Genomic DNA, 19,367 nt, shown 5'->3' with positions numbered 1-19,367 from the left:
CGCTAACACTTTGTGTTAGCACATGAATTAATCCTAAAATTGATCTTTCTTCTGTGAAGTTTTGAGAGAGCATAGCAATATGTTTATCTCTAAAAACTTTAATCCGGTGACGATAGCTAAGGGGTCCCACCTGTTCCCATACCGAACACAGTAGTTAAGCCCTTATACGCCGAAAGTACTTGGTTGGAAACGACCTGGGAGGATAGGTAGTTGCCGGTTTTATTCCTGGATAGCTCAGTTGGTAGAGCAATCGGCTGTTAACCGATCGGTCGTAGGTTCGAGTCCTACTTAGGGAGCCATTTTCGGAAAAGCACCGTTCATTAAATGAATGGTGCTTTTTTCTTATTTTTCCTTGTTATTGAAATTGATAAACAGTGACAAGTTTTTTTAGTTTTTTAAGTGAAAGAAATAATTTATTTGGTTGTCCTTATGCTAGTTTTAAGGTAAAATAAGAAAATGGTTCATAGACCAAGGTTATTAAGTAATATAATAGCAAAATATTACTATGTTTCCTGTTTTTTTAATTACGAAAGTATAAAATATACAGTTCTACAAGTTATATAATTAATATGTTAAATGGATTGGAGAAAAATAAAATGGCGCAAATAACTGAAGTTGTTAAAATTAGACGTAAAGTTTTATCAGAGATTGCTCGATTGGCTTTTGAAAATGATTTGGATAAGAATAATATTGTTGATGTTCTAGATGAGGTCGTTCATCAATCAGGACCTCGTTATCGTTGCTGTGTTCATAAGGAGCGTGCGGTCGTAAAAGATCGTGTTAAGTTTGTTATGGCACAACCTTTAAATATGGGTGTTGCAGAAGCAGCACAAAATGCTTTAGCGGGTAATATTGCAGATATGCCAGTTCTTAATATTATGCCTGAAGCATGTGATCAATGCCCAATCGACACTTTTTTTGTAACAAATGCTTGCCGAAATTGTATTGCTCATAATTGTATTGCTAGTTGTCCTAAAAGAGCAATTACAGTTGTGCAAAATCAAGCTTATATTGATAAAACAAAATGTGTGGAATGTGGTTTATGTAAAAAATCGTGTATGTACGGAGCGATTGTTGAAATTACTCGTCCTTGTGAAAGAGCATGTGAAATTGGAGCAATTAAAGCTGACAAAGAACGTCGAGCAGTAATTAATTATGATAAATGTACTCAATGTGGCGGATGTAAGATGGCTTGTCCTTTTGGTGCAATTACCGAACAAAGTTTCACGGTACAACTTATACAAAAAATAAAAGCAGGAAAAAAAGTGTATGCAATTTTAGCTCCAGCTTTTATTGGTCAGTTCGGTATAAAAGTGAAACCTAGCCAAGTGATTGGTGGACTTAAAAAAATAGGATTCTATGATGTACAAGAGGTTTCATTTGGTGCTGATATTGTGACATTAGAAGAAGCAAAAGAATTTGCAGAAACAGTGCCCAATAAACTTTCTTTTATGACAACGTCTTGCTGCCCAGCCTTTGTTGATATGGTTCATAAACATTTACCAGACCTAAAAGAACATGTTTCAACAACTGTGTCGCCGATGGTGGCAACTGCAAAGGTGATTAAAGCGAGTGATCCTGATGCTGTTGTTGTTTTCATTGGTCCATGTTTAGCAAAAAAAGTAGAAGCAAGAAAATATTCAGAGTGCATTGATTTTGTATTTAGTTTTGAAGAGCTTGAATCTTTATTTATCGGTGCAGGAGTTAACTTGTTAGAGATTCCAGAAGATGAATATGCAACAACTGCCTCTAAAGATGGTAATTCATTTGCTACCGCCGGTGGTGTTGTACAAGCGGTTATTGATGCGGCAGCAAAGATTGATCCTAACTTAGTTGTAAAACCCCATAGGGCTGAAGGATTACAAAATTGTAAAGTTGCTTTACTGCAGATGAAGGCTGGGAAGATTGATGCCAATTTTTTTGAAGGCATGGCATGTGCAGGAGGTTGCATCGGTGGCCCTGGTATTTTGAATGATGTGCGCATTAGTAAGAAACTAGTTGAAAATTTTGCTGCTTCCTCTACAATGCATGCTGCCCCAGACAATCAAAAAGCAATTGATGAAAGTCGTAAAGATTTGCATTGGCATACTAAGTAATTTTGTCCATTAGATGCTTTACTAAAAGAGTGGATTTATGCTAAAATAATCCCTGATTCATATTGTTTGAGGGGAGACAAAATATATGTCAGGACATTCCAAATGGTCAACAATTAAGCACAAAAAAGGCAAGGTGGATGCTCTTCGTAGTAAAGCCACGAGTAAAATTGGTAGAGAAATCACTGTTGCGGCGCGCATGGGTGGGGCTGATCCTACTGGTAATATGCGTTTAAAGCTAGCTTTGCAAAAAGCTAAAGAAAATAATGTTCCCAAAGATAATATTCAACGCGCTATTCAAAAAGGTGTAGGTGCCGTAGATGGCAGTAATTATGAAGAGTTAGTCTATGAAGGGTATGGTCCAGCTGGAGTGGCAGTTATTGTAGAGGTTATGACAGATAATCGTAATCGTACAGCCGCTGATGTACGCCATTTGTTTTCAAAGTATGGTGGTAACTTAGGAGAATCAGGTTGTGTATCATGGATGTTTGACAAAAAAGGTCTATTTGTCATTGATGAAATCGCAGCCCTTGATGAAGAAGAAGTCATGATGCTTGCTCTTGAGGCTGGTGCTGATGATTTTAAAGCTGAAGATGATGAATTTGAAATCACTGTTGCTCCTGAGAATTTCACTCAAGTACAAGAAGCTCTTGCTCAAAATAATATTAAGACTTCAGTAGCTGAAGTCACAATGATACCTCAAACCAGTGTCCCATTACTTGGTGATGAGGCGAGTAAGATGATGAAATTAATGGATGCTTTAGAAGAACATGATGATGTACAAGAAGTGTACGCTAATTTTGATATTCCCGAAGATTTAATGTAAGGTTTATTATCGCTAGTCGTGCTTACTGTATAAAATGTATTGAAGAAATTAAAGCTGTATTCTTGGCTTACTAATAATGGGATATAGAGTATTGCTTCCGACGTAACGTCGTGCAGTCCTATATCCCATTATTAAAATTTTACATTTATATGTATAATTATTATATTTTCAGGTGATAATGTTAGCAACTGGAAGATAAGGAGTTGCTTTCATTGTTGCCATTTAAGAAAGTCAATAAAAAAATTGTCTTACTTACGACAGGTATGCTCCTGTTAATTGGTATGACAGCATATTATATGGCTTATTCATCTTTTATAGGTGAAGAGAGATCCCTTTCGGCACAAGAAACAGAAGTTGCTAAGCAAGATGGAAAAATTAAAACAACAGACCAGACTGATTTAGTGCAAAGAATGGTATACCTAAAGTGTAAGGATGAAGAAGTGCTTAAAACCAAACCAACAGAAAAGTTAGTTGGCTTAACGATTTATCAATTACAAAAAGTTTATCAAGGTTGGGTTATTGATAAATTTGATAGTGATGAAGTTGATATGACTTTAAAAGTAGATAGTTATTGCCGTGAACATGCTAATAATATGTTTATTGGAATACAAGATGATAAAGTAGCTGTATTTTATGGAAAGCCAGGTCCTAGATCCATTGTGAAGGAAATTACGAGCATTCAAATTAATCACTTGATGCCTCAAGATATTGAAGAATTACACCATGGCATCGTCGTACAATCAACGGAAGAATTGTTGCGTACTTTAGAAGGAATGCAATCAAGATAGAGGGGCTAATTCCCCTCTATCTTTTTGCGTGTGCATAGTATTTACGATAAAAAAGGAATAGTGTGTTCGATTGTCGAATTCATGTTAGGTATCTTTAAAAAAATGACTTGCCATTTCTTAAAGATGCCGTAGGTAGTAAGGGGGCTTTTATGATATGTTAGCATTGGGGATTGATCCCGGTACAGCCATTTGTGGCTATGGGATTGTTGACTTACAGGGAAGTCATTTAAAAGCGTTGGATTATGGAGCTATTGAAACGAGTCCTACTTTGAGTGATGCCGAACGATTGGTTATTATTCATCATGATATTGATGTACTGATAAAAAAATATAAACCTGATATCGTAGGGGTTGAAATGCTCTTTTTCAACAAAAATGTACGTACAGCTATGACCGTAGGACAGGCGCGTGGAGTTATTTTATTAGCTGCTGCTCAAAATAATGTAAACTTGGTTGAATTTACCCCACTGCAAGTGAAACAGGCAGTTGTAGGGTATGGTAAAGCAACGAAGGAGCAAGTTATTTACATGACACAACGTTTATTAAATTTGCCATCAAAGCCTCATCCTGATGATGTAGCAGATGCGTTAGCAGTCGCTATTTGTACGACTCATTCTAGCAATATCAGAAGAGATCTTGTATGTGCAAAATCAATAGTTTCGAGTCGAATACAGAGTAGCTGGGGGAGTAAAATATGATTGGCTATTTACGAGGAACGATTACTCATCTTTTTGCAGATCATTGTTTCATTGATGTGCAAGGTGTTGGATATAGAGTGTTTATCCCAGGAGCGACTCGGCAGAAACTTTCTATTGGTAAAGTATCCTTATTGTTTACACATATGCATGTACGAGAAGATGCCATGTTATTATATGGATTCTATAGTGAAGATGAATATGATTTATTTTTAACATTAACATCGATTAATGGAATTGGCCCTAAAGTGGCGATGGGGATTTTATCAGCCATTGATCCAAAACAATTTTGTTTAGCCATTAGTACCAAAAATATTGGAGTATTAACAAAGCTTCCTGGCATTGGCAAGAAAACTGCTGAGAGAATGATTTTGGAATTAAAAGATAAGATTGGACTTCTTACGGATGAAAATGTGCCGGAAGTTGATGTCAGTGTTACTTCAGGAGATATTGTGGATGAGGGTATACAGGCTTTAATTGCTCTAGGTTATAATCAAAATGAAATACTTCCAATTGTAAAGAGAATTGGTAAAAATGCTCAGTCGGTAGAAATCTTAATAAAATTAGCCCTTCGGGAATTCAGTAGGGGGTAGCAGAAAAGAGTGGAGGAACGAATTATTACTGGTAGTGAGCAAGAAGGCGATAATTGGCAATACAGCCTTAGGCCACGTCTATTAAAAGAATATATTGGTCAGGATCAAGTGAAAAATAATCTTTCCATCTTTGTTCAGGCCGCTTTATCACGGGAAGAAGCCTTGGATCATGTATTATTATATGGTCCCCCTGGGTTGGGGAAAACAACATTGGCAGGTATTATTGCCAATGAGTTAGGGGTAAATTTTCGAGTAACATCAGGACCTGCCATTGAAAGAGCTGGCGACTTAGCGGCTTTATTAACTAATTTAGGTGAAAAAGACGTATTATTTATTGATGAAATTCATCGACTTTCGCGAAATGTTGAGGAAGTTTTATATTCAGCAATGGAAGACTATGCATTAGATATTATTATTGGCAAAGGTCCGAGTGCCCGCTCAATTCGATTGGACTTAGCACCCTTTACGCTGATTGGTGCAACAACACGCGCAGGAGCATTAGCTGCACCACTCCGAGATCGTTTNATATTATTATTGGCAAAGGTCCGAGTGCCCGCTCAATTCGATTGGACTTAGCACCCTTTACGCTGATTGGTGCAACAACACGCGCAGGAGCATTAGCTGCACCACTCCGAGATCGTTTTGGTGTCATTTGTCGATTAGAATATTATCGCACAGAAGATTTGGTTTATATTGTAAATCGGGCAGCTGAAATATTAAAGGTTGAGATTGACGCTGGTGGCGCTCATGAAATTGCTAAACGATCACGCGGGACACCGCGCATTGCGAATCGATTATTAAAGCGGGTAAGAGACTATGCCCAAATTGTAGGTAATGGTATTATTACTGATGTGATTGCTGATCAGGCATTAGCCATGCTTGAAGTTGATAAATGTGGTCTTGATAAGACGGATCGAAATATGCTACTGGCGATTATCGAAAAGTTCAAGGGTGGGCCTGTTGGAATTGATACATTAGCAGCTGTCATTAGTGAAGAAAATGAAACAATTGAAGATGTGTATGAACCATTTTTATTACAAATGGGCTTTTTACAACGTACTCCCCGCGGACGAATTGCGACACAAATGGCTTATGAGCACTTAGGGATTCCATATAAAATGGATGAACAAGGCAGCCTACTATAAGATATGTATAAAGGAGAATTATTTTGAAACGTGCGTTCTCACATATTTTCCTATTAGTAGTGTTATTCACAATTTTGTTTACGATACCTGTATATGCGCAAGCACCACAATCAATGATTCGCGTGGGTATTTTATCCAATCAACAAAATGTGTCAATTTCAGTTGATAGTGATTTTGAAGTGTTAGATGGAGATACAGGGCAGGTTGTGGCTCATTTTTCTGCAAAAGAAAATGTTAATATTGCTGTCAAAGGAAAAAAGTTGACGATCAATGGTCAACAAATCCCTGGCGATACCATCAAATTCTTAAAATTGAAAAATGGCAGAGAAAATGATATGAAAATCAATCAAAAAAAATATCGCGGCAATATTGCTATTCACATGACTCATGGTAAGACTGGATTGACAGTTATAAATACGTTGTCAATTGAACAGTACTTATATGGAGTTATTGCCAGGGAAATGTCGCCGAGTTGGCCAATGGAAGCCGTGAAAGCTCAGACCGTTGCGGCTCGTAGCTATGCTATGTATAATCTGAATAAACATCAGGATGATGGGTATGATGTGTGTGCGACAACGGACTGCCAAGTATATGGTGGACGTGAAAGCGAAGTACCGCAGATCATAAAAGCAGTTGATGATACTGCAGGGCAAGTGATTACATATCAAGGGAAAATTATACCTGGGTATTTTCATAGTAGTTCTGGTGGTTATACTGAGAATAGTGAAAATGTATGGAGTGGTTACCAGCCCTATTTGCGTGGCGTAGTTGACTATGATCAAAAGTCGCCCCAATATAAGTGGGAACAAACAATCACTGTACCTCAATTAGAAAAATTTCTTGCTGGTGCTGGGTATCAAATTGGAGTACTCAAAGCCATTGAGCTTGCTCCGCTGACTCATTCTGCAGTGGATACTCCTGAACGGGGAGTATCAGGGCGAGTTAAGGTGATACGATTTATTGGTTCGACTGGCAGCGCAAAATTAACAGGTGAGCAATTACGTAAAATGCTAGATTTAAAGAGTACCTTATTTGATGTGAGTGTTGTAGTACCTATACCACCAGTGGCTGATTTTGAGATCACTAAAAATATAGGTGAGTCTGATCGAAAGAAACTAGAGATAAATTTGCCAGCTCAACGTGAGCAAAGTTTTCTCACGGGTAAGAAAGAGTTACATGCTATGACTGGTCGTGTGGGAGAGAGCATTCTCATTTCAGGATTTGGTTGGGGGCATGGTTTAGGATTATCGCAGTGGGGAGCAAAGGCAATGGCTGAACAAGGCCCCCAGGGGAATACTACATATTTTAAAGAGATCTTGAAACACTATTACAAAGGTACTACAATTAAAAAAGTCTTCTAAAGGAGTTTCGTTTTATGTTGTTATCGGATTTTGATTATTTTTTACCTGAAGAGTTGATTGCCCAATGTCCCTGTGAGCCTCGTGATCATTCACGGTTGTTAGTTTTAGACAAAAATACGGGTACGACTTCGCATCAACATTTTTATGATTTACTTGGATACTTAAATGCTGGTGATACACTGGTTTTTAATGATACTAGAGTGATACCTGCACGTTTGATTGGTTCTAAAAATGAAACCGGGGGCAAAGTGGAAGTTTTTTTGTTAAATCGTAAATCTGGCGATGAATGGGAAGCATTAGTGAAACCAGGTAAAAAGGCTAGAGTTGGTGCGATTATTAATTTTAGCGATGAATTATCTTGTGAAATTGTAGATAATACAGATTTTGGTGGGCGCATTGTTCGATTTAAATTCAATGGTGTATTTGAAGAAATTTTGGATGCATTAGGGCAAACACCATTGCCACCTTATATAAGAGAAGAATTGGCTGATAAAGAACGATATCAAACGGTTTATGCGCGAGAGCGAGGATCAGCGGCTGCGCCAACGGCTGGGCTCCATTTTACTAAGGAATTAATGGAGAAGATTAAAAACAAAGGTGTGAACTTAGCGTTTGTCACACTGCATGTAGGGCTCGGTACCTTTAGACCTGTAAATACGGATGATATTACTAATCATGTCATGCATAGAGAATATTATTCAGTATCACCAGAAGCAGCAGATATTATTAACAAAACAAAAAAACAAGGCGGTCGTGTGATCGCAATTGGTACGACAGCCATTCGAACCTTAGAGACCGCGACTACGAATGGTATCTTATTAGCCAAAAGTGGCTGGACAGAGATTTTTATCTATCCAGGGTATCAGTTTAAAATGATTGATGCTGCTGTGACTAATTTTCATTTACCCAAGTCTACTTTATTAATGTTAATTAGTGCTTTGGCCGGACAAGAAAGTGTTTTGTCTACTTATCGGGAAGCAGTGGCTGAAAAATATCGATTTTTTAGTTTTGGGGATGCAATGCTAATTATTTAAAAATGTAGTAATTTTAGGAGGATACAATGGCAGTCACTTATGAATTAATTAAACAATGTTCAAAAACAGGGGCACGGGCAGGGCGTTTACATACCCCTCATGGTACTTTTGATACACCGATTTTTATGCCAGTGGGCACGCAAGCTACAGTAAAGGCAATATCACCTGATGAACTGAGAGAGATGGGTGCAGGGATTATTTTAAGTAATACCTATCATTTATATCTGCGTCCTGGTCATGAATTGGTCAAAGAAGCAGGGGGACTGCATAAATTTATGAACTGGGATCGCGGGATTCTAACGGATAGTGGTGGATTCCAAGTATTTAGTTTGGGGGCATTACGTAAAATTACGGAGGAGGGTGTTACCTTCCGTTCACATATTGATGGATCAAAACATTTTCTGTCGCCAGAAAAAGCTACAGAGGTACAAATGGCTTTGGGATCTGATATTATTATGGCTTTTGATGAATGTATACCTTATCCTGCAGAACATGATTATACTAAGAGATCGACGGAACGAACAACTCGTTGGGCTGAGCGATGTAAAGAAGCTCATACTCGAAAAGATCAAGCTTTATTTGGCATTATCCAAGGTGGTATGTACAAAGATTTAAGAACGATGAGTGTTCAGGATTTAGTTGCTTTAGATTTTCCAGGTTATGCTGTTGGAGGATTGAGTGTAGGTGAACCCAAGGATTTAATGTATGAAATGCTTGAGCATACCGTTCCCTTGTTACCTACAGGAAAACCAAGGTATTTAATGGGAGTTGGTACACCTGATTGTTTAGTTGAAGGTGTTATGCATGGTATTGATATGTTTGATTGCGTATTTCCTACACGCGTTGCCAGAAACGGTACTGTTATGACCCGCTCAGGACGAGTCGTAGTTAAAAATGCTGAATATGCAAGAGATTTCAGACCTCTTGAAGAAAATTGTGGCTGCTATACTTGTCGTAATTTTACGCGAGCGTATATAAGACATTTATTCAAAACCGATGAAATCTTTGGACTACGATTAACAACGATTCATAATTTGCATTTTCTGTTGAACTTTATGAAAGAAATGCGTGCAGCTATTATTGAGGATAACTTTGTAGAGTTTAGAAAAGAGTTTTTAGCACAATATAATACACGTTAAAGAGGATTTCAGTATTTAATGTGGAATATACTGTTAGTAGAGCAGATTAGATTATAAAAATAGGAGTGATTATATTGCCGGGTATTTCGCAGGAAACAATTCAGATGTTAGCTTCTTATGGACCAATTGTCTTAATGGCGGTCGTTTTTTATTTTTTATTATATCGTCCACAGAAAAAGGAACAGCAACGTCGTGCTGATATGTTAAATAATTTAAAAAAAGGTGATCGTGTAATTACTTCAGGTGGTATGTACGGAACTATCACAGCCTTAGATGCAAAAAAAGTGACGTTAAAAGTTGCAGAAAAAATCGAAATGGATTTTTTACGTACTGCAGTTCAAAGTTACCAAAATGCTCAACAAAAAGCTTAATATTAAAGTCCAAAAACAACAATTACGTGCCGATTTGTTAGAGCAAAGACGCAAACATGATCAAGAATTTATCCTGAATCAAAGTGATAAGATGGCAGAAAACTTATATGCTTGGTCATGTTACCAACAGGCTAACACGATTATGTTGTTTATATCCATGCCAGATGAACCGAGTATGATGAAGATCATTGAGCATACGTGGCGGCAGGGGAAAACTGTCTGCATACCTCATATGCGTCAGCAGTTCGGTGTGATGGATGCGGCGATTATTGATAACATGGATAGTTTAGTACGGGGACGATTTAATTTGTTTGTTCCTGATCCGACCCATTTGAAGGTTATTGATCCGGAGTCTATTGACTTGATTGTTGTACCAGCAGTTGCTTATGATTATGCAGGCAACCGCCTTGGTATGGGTGCTGGTTATTATGATCGATTTATTCCTCAGGCCAGTAAGGCTGTTCTGATTGGTGCAATATGGTCTTCTCAGATGGTGGATTGTATACCTTCTAATCAGTATGATAGGCCAGTACATTATTTGTTAAGGGAAGATAGAATTATATCGTGTGATGTAGGTAAGGTCTAAGAACTTTGCCTCTTGCATATCAAATTTTCTTGATAGTAGATTATGTCGCTAGGTGGGTGCAAATGGAAATTAAGATAGGCATTGCCAAAATCAATAAATATGCAATGGCGGAATGTGGAGATAGCGTTGAAATCACTGAACGGCCCAGTGGTGGTATTTCTGCTATCTTAGCAGATGGACAAGGAAGCGGTAAGTCTGCTAAGATAACGAGTAGTTTAGTCGTCAATAAGGCTGCTGCATTAATTGCCGATGGTGCTCGTGATGGGGCAGTTGCAAGGGCTGTCCATGATTATCTTTATGTCGTGAAGGATGGAAAAGTTTCATCAACTTTGACTCTCATTAGTGCTGATCTTGATACGCAAACTGTAGTGTTTAGTCGAAACTCAAACTGCCCGGTGATTCTCAAGCATCAATATGGAATTGATGTTTATGATGAGGAGATTAGTTCAATTGGTGTGCATAAACGGATGAAACCATTAATGTATCAAATACCATTGGAAGTGGGCATGCTTTTAGTATCCTATACTGATGGTATCCAGGCTGCAGGCCGTAAACGTGGTAAAACCATGAATTTTGAGATGATCCAAAAGCTGATTGCTGATAATAATCCAGAAGATGCCACATTCATCGCAGAAAGTATTTTAGAATATGCGTTGGAACTCGATGATTATCGTCCTAGTGATGATATGACTGTGGTTGTGATGGGCATATGTGATACGGAAAGCGTACATCATATTCAAAGGATGAGTGTGTCATTTCCTTGTTAGAATGGTGATAAAATGCGAGTGGTAGTTGCTGGTGTTTGTGTTTCGGGTAAAACAACCTTAGTGAAGTCTCTACGAGATTTAGGGATTGAAGCCTATAATGTTGCCCAAGAACATTCGGTGATTAAAAAGTTATGGAATCACAAGCAACCTGACATACTAATAGTATTGGATGTTCAAATGAAAACAATTCGTCAGCGCCGTGTGGTGCCCTGGGGTGAAGATCGGCTTACTTTACAGCGTAAAAGGCTTTGTGACGCGTATGAGCATGCTGATTTATATATCCAGACTGATGAGTTGACTAAAGATGAAATCGTCCAAAATGTATTAGAGTATATCAGGAGGAATTGCCATGCTGAAAATTACTGTTGAGGATTTGAAAAAAGATCATGAGATTTCCGTGTATTTAACGCGTAGTACAGAATATCTTGGTCGTCTTGGTTTTACAGAACATGGTAAACGTCATGCGACAATGATATCTGAGCGAGCCTATACTGTTTTAAAAGAACTTGATTATGGTGAGCGCGATTGTGAACTAGCAGCCATTGCTGGTTATATTCATGATATTGGCAATATGATTAATCGTTATAATCATGGTGGTAATGGTGCCATTATGGCCTATACGATCCTTTCGCGGCTTGGTATGCCACCTGAAGAAATTGCCTTGGTCATTTCAGCCATTGGTAATCATGAAGAGGAACGCGGCAATGCCATTAATCATGTTGCATCAGCATTAATTCTAGCCGACAAGTCAGATGTACACCGGAGTCGAGTGACGAATAAGGATTTTGCAACATTTGAAATTCATGATCGAGTGAATTATGCTGCGAATAGTAGCCATTTAGTCATTAATAAACAATTGTCTACTATTGCGTTGGAAATCTCAATTGATACAACGATTTGTCCAGTGATGGAGTATTTTGAAATATTTTTAGCAAGGATGATTATGTCGAGGCGCGCGGCCACTTTTTTGAAGTGCCACTTTAAGTTAATCATTAATGAGAATCAGTTATTATAAAAGCTACTATATAAGATAAGATTGGGGGAGACGTTTTTGAGATGGGGGAATTTAACTAAATTTTGTTTAGCAGTGGTTATAATATTAGCAGTTTTTGGCTATTATATTTCACCCTTAGCTACATCAATTAAACAGGGATTAGATTTGCAGGGTGGAACTCATGTAGTACTTGAAGCTGTTGATACACCTGAAGCTAAGGTGGATGAAGATGCTGTACAGCGAGTTGTAAAAATTATTGAAAAACGTGTTAACGAAATTGGTTTAACGGAACCAATCATCCAACGCCAGGGTGACAGACGTATTATTGTTGAATTGCCTGGTATTAAAGAACCTGAAAAAGCAATTGAAATGCTTGGTAAGACAGCATTATTAGAGTTTCAGAATGAAAGTGGCGCAACCGTCATGACGGGTAAAGATTTAAAAGATGCGAAAGCGGAAATCGGTCAGAATAAAAATAGCGTCGTCGCCCTAGAATTTTCTGCTGAAGGTACTAAACTTTTTGCTGATTTGACAACTAAAAATGTGGGTAAACACATTAGCATCTTATTAGATAAAAAAGTGCTAACAAGTCCAGTTGTTAATGAGCCGATTCCAAGTGGCAAAGCTATTATTACTGGCAGCCGTACGATTGAAGAAGCGCAAGAGTTAGCTATCTTATTACGCTCTGGTTCATTGCCTGTAAAAGTCGATGTATTAGAAATGCGTACTGTAGGACCAACTCTTGGTCAAGATTCTAAAGAAAAAAGTAAAGTTGCCTTTGGCATTGGTGTTGGGGCTATTTTATTTTTTATGTTAGCTTTTTACCGCTTGTCAGGTTTTGTGGCTAATGTAACTTTAATACTCTATGTACTAATGTTACTTTTTGCATTGAAGATGCTTAATGCTACGTTGACTTTACCTGGAATTGCAGGCATTATTCTGTCCATGGGGATGGCAGTCGATGCCAATGTGTTAATTTTTGAACGATTTAAGGAAGAATATCGTGCAGGTAAAACCTTACGGGCAGCTATGGATGCTGGTTTTAACCGTGCATTTGCGACAATCTTTGATTCGAATTTAACGACTTTACTTGCAGTTGCAGTTTTATTCTTCTTGGGAACCGGCCCAATAAAAGGTTTTGCTATTACACTAGGATTAGGTATTGTATTGAGTATGTTTACAGCAATTACTGTTACAAAGTATATGCTAAAAATGCTCATGCACACTAATGTATTTAAAAATGGCAAAATTTTTGGGGCATAGGGGGTGGATGAATAATGAAGTTTGATATTATTGGTAAAAAGAAGTGGTTTTTTCTATTCTCGATTCTTGTAATTGTTCCTGGCTTAATTTCTATGGTTTTGCAAGGATTTAATTTAGGTATTGATTTTACAGGCGGCACATTAATGGATTTAAAATTTGCTCGTCCTGTTACCGTTACGGAAGTACGTGGTGCATTACAAGAATATAAGTTAGAGAATAGCACGATCCAATTAGCAGCAAGTGGACAAAGTGAATCTTCAGAAAATGTGTTTATTCGTACCCATGTACTTTCTGATGATGAACGACGTAGTGTACTAGCAGGCATGGAAAAATCCTTAGGCAGCTTTGATACTCTACGTGTGGAAAAGGTAGGGGCAGTCATTGGTTCCGAGTTAACTAAAAATGCCATTATTGCAGTAATCGTATCATGGTTTTTTATGATTGCTTATATTACCTATCGTTTTGAGTTTAAGTTTGCAGTTTCTGGTATTATTGCTATCGCTCATGATATATTAATCGTGGTTGGTATGTTCTCATTACTACAGAAGGAAATCGATGCTTCTTTCATTGCAGCGATTCTTACGATTGTTGGTTATTCCATTAATGATACCATCGTTATTTTTGACCGTATTCGAGAGAACTTAAAAACACACAGTAAAGCAGAACCTTTTAACCAACTCGTTAATCGCAGTATTTGGCAAACAATGACTCGTTCTATCTATACGGTATTAACAGTTATATTTGCAACGGCTGCCCTTTATATATTTGGTGGAGAAACCACGAAAAATTTCTCCTTAGCCCTTTTGATTGGATTTACTAGTGGAGCTTATTCTTCGATTTTCAACGCTAGCCCTATTTGGGTGACATGGAAAGAGTATGAAGAACGCAAACGACTTGCTTTAAAAACCGGTGGTACAAAGTAAATCCTTACAATAATTCTTATTACAAAAAGGATCACTACAATAGTTTGGAAAGACTATTGTAGTGATCCTTTTATTCTTCTCCTTAGTCACTTAACAGATGATTGCTTAATAGGATAGTAGCAATAAAGGTGGTGAATGTATGTGGATGATAGTACCAATATTTTGTCTGGCGATCATTCATATTTCGGGAAATAATGTAGCCGTTATACCTGATATTGTTGGATCTTTTGAAGATGATCAATCGATTGTGAGTATCTTTGGGTCGATGGTGTTTGGAGTTATTATTGCAGCAGTAATTGCTTGGATTGGTGTTATGACTGGGCAAGATTTGGTTGTTGCTACGAAAAAACAATGTGGGGTTTTAGGGCGGAAAATAGTCGCTCTCACTTTGTTATCTGTTAGCATTCCCGCAAGTTCTTTAACTGGTTGTTATTATGCTGGTGGAATGCTGCAATTTTTGTTCGGCTTGCCATACTGGCTTGCCGCTTTGGCTTGTTTAATTCTATTTTCATTGCTGGCTATTGCTCATAGCCGTGAACTATTAACACTATCCAATTATATTGGATTATTATTATTACCACTTATTATCCTTATTTTTTTTCTATATGATGTACACTGGTATAAAGTTTCTCTGAATTGGAATCATATCAATTGGTCACTTGTTCTTGCATTGACGGGCTATAATGTTGGGGGTATGTGGGTCGCATTACTGATGGAAACTACAGCTTATTTATCACAGAAAGGTAGCCGCGCGATTGTGATCGTTGTATTGGCAAAAATTGTAGAAAGTATCATTACATTGGGTGTAGCCTACTTAGTGCTATCAGCTAACGCTCAGGGGCCTTTGGCATTAACAGTTGTAGTGAGCAAGATTAGTGGAGTTGCTGTGCTCTTTAATATTGTATTATTTTGTACCCTTGTGAATACGATGGCTCCTGCCATGCTTTTAAATGCGCGACAAATGAGTAGTTTGACTGGGTTAACCTTTTGGCCGGCACTATTTGTTGTGATAACTCTCATTTATATAATTAGTTTTATACCCTTTTCTTTGATTTTATCCTTAATGAGCTACACAGGATTTTTGATGATCTTATTTATTATTTATACTGCTTATTTCCTACATAAATATGGAATAAATCAGTAATACTAAGCTAGAAAGGATTCATTGATTAATCAGAACTAAGTGAGAACGTGATATGTTGATATTAAAATTTAGTGCGTTGTTCATCATGTTTATTGGATTGGCCTGTACACTTGCACCGAGACTGTACGGGACTGTGATTATTTTAGTCGTCGCTGCTGGCTATGGAATCTTCATTAATCTAAATATATTCCAGTCATGGATAGGATTTGTTTTACTTCTATTGACACTTTTATCTGAAGTCGGAGCACGGGGACTTAGAATTCTCACAACGAGACCTTATCGAGTTTCGAGGCGATATAGTATTGATACTTCTGTGTGTAATTTAGCAGGTATCATTATTGCAAGTGCCTTATTAGGATCATTCGTTGGCGCAACAATATGGGAAATAGTAGTAGGGAAAACATTGTTAGCACGTTTAGATATGATTGGGAAAATTTTAATACGATTAATACTAACTGCTGGGGTACGTTTAATTTGTGGTTTACTTATGATTATAATCATTGTGAAATATATGATGTATACACTTTAAAAAACGTCCATCTTTATTAAAGTATTTGTATGTAAATAAATGACATGGATACAATAAAGAAAAACAGAGGTGGCTTTAATTTCTATGAAAAATTATGATCAATTGGTAAAGTATAAGGGAAATAGTGATTTATTTAGGGCAATCGAAATGTCCATAACGGCTTTGTCGAATGATATACCCTTACATATTCATGCTGAAGGGGTCCGTGGTACTGGTAAAACAACAATTATGAGATCTGTTAAAGAAATGCTCCCGCCAATTCTTAGAATTAAAAATTGTATTTATAATTGTCATCCTGAAAAGCCTCATTGCCCAGAACATCGTCATTTATCTTCCGAAAAAATAGGAAGTATTGGTACTGAAGTTGTACCATGTCCATTTTTGGAAATTTCCCATGCTGCAAAGATTGGAACGGTGATTGGTAGCATTGATTTAGGTAAGTTAACGTCTCATGACCGAGGGATGGCAGCGATTTTACCTGGTACTATTCCCCAAGCTCATCGCGGCGTCATTTTTATTGATGAGATTAATCGATTAGCAGATGTTTCTCCTGAAGTAGCAGATGTGCTTCTTGATGTGATGGGGACTAAACCTGGTCATGTTCAAATTGAGGAAACTGGTTTACCAACAGTAGAATTGCCAGTTTCAGTAGCTATATGGGCTGCGTCGAACCCTGATGAAGAGCCAGGTCCACTCAATTTGATTCGAAAGCAACTAGCAGATCGGTTTGATTTTAGTATTTGTATGGAACGCCCAAAAGAGTATACTGCAGTATTTAATATTTTAGCACAACGTACTCAACAAATAGAGATAGACTTGGATTATAGAGAGAAAAATAGAGTGGGCGACTTAGGTGCGATTATGATTGAAGATCATATTCGAAATATGATCGCTAAAATCTATGTAGATTTCAATTTGGAAAGTTTACGCTCCATTGAGACAATGGAATTATCAGCTAGTCTATCTTGTTTGATGGCAGGTCGACAAAGAGTGGAAATCACGGATCTTATTAATATTGTTCCCTTTGCGTTGAATCATCGTGTCGATAAGGAAAGCATTGAACAAATTTTAAATTATTTAGAATGTGGAAAAGTCAAATCCCACATAAATCTACCTGTACAAGAGTTGCTATCCTCAAATAAAATTGAAAAAATAATTTGGTGGAAAAATATCTTGAATAACTTGTATCAGAAGATGAATTTTTTGAATAAATATAAAAGTCCAATCAAATCGCAGATGGTTGGCTCAAAAAATGATGGAATGCCGGCAGGAAATTTGAAAATGATGGATCCTGCTAAAACTGATTTTATAGCACCACCGCACAAGGCTTTAGCGATGAGAGAATTACCTGTTGAAGAGTTTATCAAACATGGAGAACAGTAATCAAATGGATGAGAATCAAGGTTCATTCTATGAAGATGATTTTTTAAATAAGCTGACGACTGTGACTAGAGAATTATCAAAGCTTATTGATCAAAATATGGGAGTTCGTATTGGACAAAGTACGGTATGTAGCCAAAAAATGCATATTTCTCATCCAAGCAAACCCCAAGAAGTCAATGTTATGCAAGATATGGATGCAGGACAAATTTTCTATCATCGAAAGGAACCAGGAAGGATTTATCATCTAGATGTATTTCATGAATGTGGTTTAGTTGAGCATCATATCGTTGCGCGTCAAGTATGTAAAGCTGTAGATGACTATAATATCCACTATGCTGCTCTACATCATATGGATTCTACAAATGGTCTGGTTGATATTAACTTTTTTGATATTCAAACAGGTACAGGTGGTGGACGTGTTACTGGAAATTTAACTTATGGACAAAAATTGTCGCTACGTAAGATTCATACAAATCATGTTCATCTCACTACAGCATTATTAAAACAACATTTGGCTTGTCTTGTGTATGTAATTATGGCAATTGAAAACGCTATTTTATCTTGCGCTTTAGAGCTAAGATGTAATGAAAAAATCGAAAATATCAAAAGTAGTGATAAGGGAAAGATCGACTTATCAGCCTATGCTGAGAAATCAGATTCTTTGTTGCAAGAAAACAATAGTACAAGTGAATTCGATCCTTATCAAAAAAATCAAGAAACAAACAATTTTATGGACACCTTAGAGACAAGTCAAGAGGTAAAAGAATTTTTACGAAGGAAGGATGATTCGGAAGATCTTCATGAAGGGAGGAGTGGCATTAATAGCCTGCATCCTGCTCTTTCTGTAAGTAAGGATGGAATCATTAATTTACAGGAAGAAAATAGAAATATAAGACAATTAAGTAAGCAAATTAAAAGTGAATGGGAAGACTATTTACCTGACATTGAAATTCATTTGCGTAGGGTAATGCGCAGGGTGAAAAAAAAGTTTTTAAAATCAGGACAAAGTAAAATAGTGCAAAATAGAAACCATTGTCCTAATCATCAAAGTATTGCAAATCAGATGAAAGATAGTAATGAGTCTAAAGAAATAGAAATTTCACAGACTATACAGGCTGTTGCTCGTAGGATGATTGAAGAAGAAACTACATTATTTAAAATCGATTATAAGGATTTACGATACACAATCAATAAAAAACAAGTAAGAATTGAATTTTGTGTGCTGGTTGATGCAAGCTCTAGCATGAAAGGACAGCGTATTCGTGCTGCTAAATTATTAGCTAAATTTTTATTTTTTTCAACGGCTGATCGTATGAGTATCATTGCCTTTCAAGGAAATAAATCCTGGGTACAAGTTCCTTTTACGCGAGATATTAGGCAATTAGAACAAGGGCTTGAAAATATTAAAGCGTCGGGTGAGACACCTTTAGCTTTAGGACTAACAGCATGTATACACTATTTTCAAAAAAATAGAGTATATAATCCATTAATTATATTAATTACTGATGGTGTACCTACGCTGGGAATGTTAACAATTGACCCAATCTATGACGCTTTACAGGTTGCAAGATCCATCAAATTTAAGAATTATAGTTTTACTTGTATTGGACTTAAGCCTCATTTGGACTATTTAAAACAGTTAGCAAGAGTTGCTGGTGGTACGATCTATGTAGTTGAAGATCTTGAAAAAGAGGGTATGTGTTAAAAAAATGCGAAAAAATCGCTAAATTAACA

Annotated in this window: 20 protein-coding genes, 1 tRNA gene, 1 rRNA gene and 1 pseudogene; all 23 read left to right on the top strand. The window is 37.1% G+C overall.

Annotation, left to right across the window (positions count from 1 at the left end; genetic code table 11):
- Positions 1–102 precede the first annotated feature (102 nt).
- The 23 genes and pseudogenes from rrf (at position 103) to ACAN52_RS14450 (ending at position 19,338) form a co-directional block, all read left to right on the top strand.
- A 5S ribosomal RNA gene (gene rrf / locus ACAN52_RS14560) occupies positions 103–219 on the top strand.
- A gap of 3 nt (positions 220–222) precedes the next feature.
- Positions 223–299: transfer RNA gene (locus ACAN52_RS14555), tRNA-Asn, on the top strand.
- 297 nt (positions 300–596) lie between these two features.
- Complete coding sequence (locus tag ACAN52_RS14550; protein WP_378955637.1) at positions 597–2,096, top strand: 4Fe-4S dicluster domain-containing protein; 1,500 nt, start codon at positions 597–599, stop codon at positions 2,094–2,096.
- A gap of 85 nt (positions 2,097–2,181) precedes the next feature.
- Positions 2,182–2,919: a YebC/PmpR family DNA-binding transcriptional regulator gene (locus ACAN52_RS14545; protein ID WP_378955636.1), complete on the top strand. Its 738-nt coding sequence runs from the start codon at positions 2,182–2,184 to the stop codon at positions 2,917–2,919.
- 212 nt (positions 2,920–3,131) lie between these two features.
- Positions 3,132–3,707 (top strand): BofC C-terminal domain-containing protein, encoded by a 576-nt coding sequence (locus ACAN52_RS14540; RefSeq protein ID WP_378955635.1) that lies wholly within the window; start codon positions 3,132–3,134, stop codon positions 3,705–3,707.
- A gap of 154 nt (positions 3,708–3,861) precedes the next feature.
- Entirely contained in the window at positions 3,862–4,404 is a 543-nt protein-coding gene (ruvC, locus tag ACAN52_RS14535; protein ID WP_378955634.1) for a crossover junction endodeoxyribonuclease RuvC, read from the top strand.
- Entirely contained in the window at positions 4,401–4,994 is a 594-nt protein-coding gene (gene ruvA / locus ACAN52_RS14530) for a Holliday junction branch migration protein RuvA (RefSeq protein ID WP_378955633.1), read from the top strand. Before ruvC ends, ruvA begins: the two co-directional genes overlap by 4 nt.
- A gap of 9 nt (positions 4,995–5,003) precedes the next feature.
- Positions 5,004–5,570: an AAA family ATPase gene (locus tag ACAN52_RS14525; RefSeq protein WP_378955632.1), complete on the top strand. Its 567-nt coding sequence runs from the start codon at positions 5,004–5,006 to the stop codon at positions 5,568–5,570.
- A pseudogene (gene ruvB / locus ACAN52_RS14520) lies at positions 5,522–6,139 on the top strand (Holliday junction branch migration DNA helicase RuvB); the annotation flags it as partial. The gene ACAN52_RS14525 and the pseudogene ruvB, both read left to right, overlap by 49 nt.
- A gap of 23 nt (positions 6,140–6,162) precedes the next feature.
- Complete coding sequence (locus ACAN52_RS14515) at positions 6,163–7,500, top strand: SpoIID/LytB domain-containing protein (protein WP_378955631.1); 1,338 nt, start codon at positions 6,163–6,165, stop codon at positions 7,498–7,500.
- A 14-nt stretch (positions 7,501–7,514) separates the two neighbouring features.
- Positions 7,515–8,534 (top strand): tRNA preQ1(34) S-adenosylmethionine ribosyltransferase-isomerase QueA, encoded by a 1,020-nt coding sequence (gene queA, locus ACAN52_RS14510; RefSeq protein WP_378955630.1) that lies wholly within the window; start codon positions 7,515–7,517, stop codon positions 8,532–8,534.
- Positions 8,535–8,560: 26 nt separating this feature from the next.
- Positions 8,561–9,673 (top strand): tRNA guanosine(34) transglycosylase Tgt, encoded by a 1,113-nt coding sequence (gene tgt / locus ACAN52_RS14505; protein ID WP_378955629.1) that lies wholly within the window; start codon positions 8,561–8,563, stop codon positions 9,671–9,673.
- Positions 9,674–9,747: 74 nt separating this feature from the next.
- Positions 9,748–10,044 (top strand): preprotein translocase subunit YajC, encoded by a 297-nt coding sequence (gene yajC, locus ACAN52_RS14500; RefSeq protein WP_378955628.1) that lies wholly within the window; start codon positions 9,748–9,750, stop codon positions 10,042–10,044.
- Entirely contained in the window at positions 10,025–10,630 is a 606-nt protein-coding gene (locus ACAN52_RS14495; protein WP_378955627.1) for a 5-formyltetrahydrofolate cyclo-ligase, read from the top strand. Before yajC ends, ACAN52_RS14495 begins: the two co-directional genes overlap by 20 nt.
- A 62-nt stretch (positions 10,631–10,692) precedes the next feature.
- Positions 10,693–11,397: a PP2C family protein-serine/threonine phosphatase gene (locus tag ACAN52_RS14490; protein ID WP_378955626.1), complete on the top strand. Its 705-nt coding sequence runs from the start codon at positions 10,693–10,695 to the stop codon at positions 11,395–11,397.
- Between the two features lie 12 nt (positions 11,398–11,409).
- Entirely contained in the window at positions 11,410–11,766 is a 357-nt protein-coding gene (locus ACAN52_RS14485; protein WP_378955625.1) for a hypothetical protein, read from the top strand.
- A complete protein-coding gene (locus ACAN52_RS14480; RefSeq protein WP_378955624.1) occupies positions 11,747–12,412 on the top strand; it encodes an HD domain-containing protein in 666 nt (221 codons plus the stop codon). Before ACAN52_RS14485 ends, ACAN52_RS14480 begins: the two co-directional genes overlap by 20 nt.
- Positions 12,413–12,448: 36 nt before the next feature.
- On the top strand, positions 12,449–13,654 hold the full coding sequence (secD, locus tag ACAN52_RS14475) for a protein translocase subunit SecD (protein WP_378955622.1): 1,206 nt from the start codon (positions 12,449–12,451) through the stop codon (positions 13,652–13,654).
- A 14-nt stretch (positions 13,655–13,668) separates the two neighbouring features.
- Positions 13,669–14,577, top strand: a complete 909-nt coding sequence (gene secF, locus ACAN52_RS14470) for a protein translocase subunit SecF (protein ID WP_378955621.1) — start codon at positions 13,669–13,671, stop codon at positions 14,575–14,577.
- A gap of 139 nt (positions 14,578–14,716) precedes the next feature.
- Positions 14,717–15,721 (top strand): hypothetical protein, encoded by a 1,005-nt coding sequence (locus tag ACAN52_RS14465; protein ID WP_378955620.1) that lies wholly within the window; start codon positions 14,717–14,719, stop codon positions 15,719–15,721.
- A gap of 52 nt (positions 15,722–15,773) precedes the next feature.
- Positions 15,774–16,250 carry a DUF456 family protein gene (locus tag ACAN52_RS14460; RefSeq protein WP_378955619.1) on the top strand — a complete coding sequence of 159 codons (477 nt, stop codon included), beginning with the start codon at positions 15,774–15,776 and terminating at the stop codon, positions 16,248–16,250.
- An 84-nt stretch (positions 16,251–16,334) separates the two neighbouring features.
- Complete coding sequence (locus tag ACAN52_RS14455; protein ID WP_378955618.1) at positions 16,335–17,633, top strand: ATP-binding protein; 1,299 nt, start codon at positions 16,335–16,337, stop codon at positions 17,631–17,633.
- A complete protein-coding gene (locus ACAN52_RS14450; RefSeq protein WP_378955617.1) occupies positions 17,620–19,338 on the top strand; it encodes a VWA domain-containing protein in 1,719 nt (572 codons plus the stop codon). Before ACAN52_RS14455 ends, ACAN52_RS14450 begins: the two co-directional genes overlap by 14 nt.
- Positions 19,339–19,367: the final 29 nt, after the last annotated feature.

The organism is Pelosinus sp. sgz500959, assembly GCF_042610375.1.
In the GTDB taxonomy this organism is placed as follows: Bacteria; Bacillota; Negativicutes; order DSM-13327; family DSM-13327; genus CTSoil-075.
Note: the sequence above shows the minus strand (reverse complement) of the source record. Positions and strands in the feature narration are given on the sequence as shown.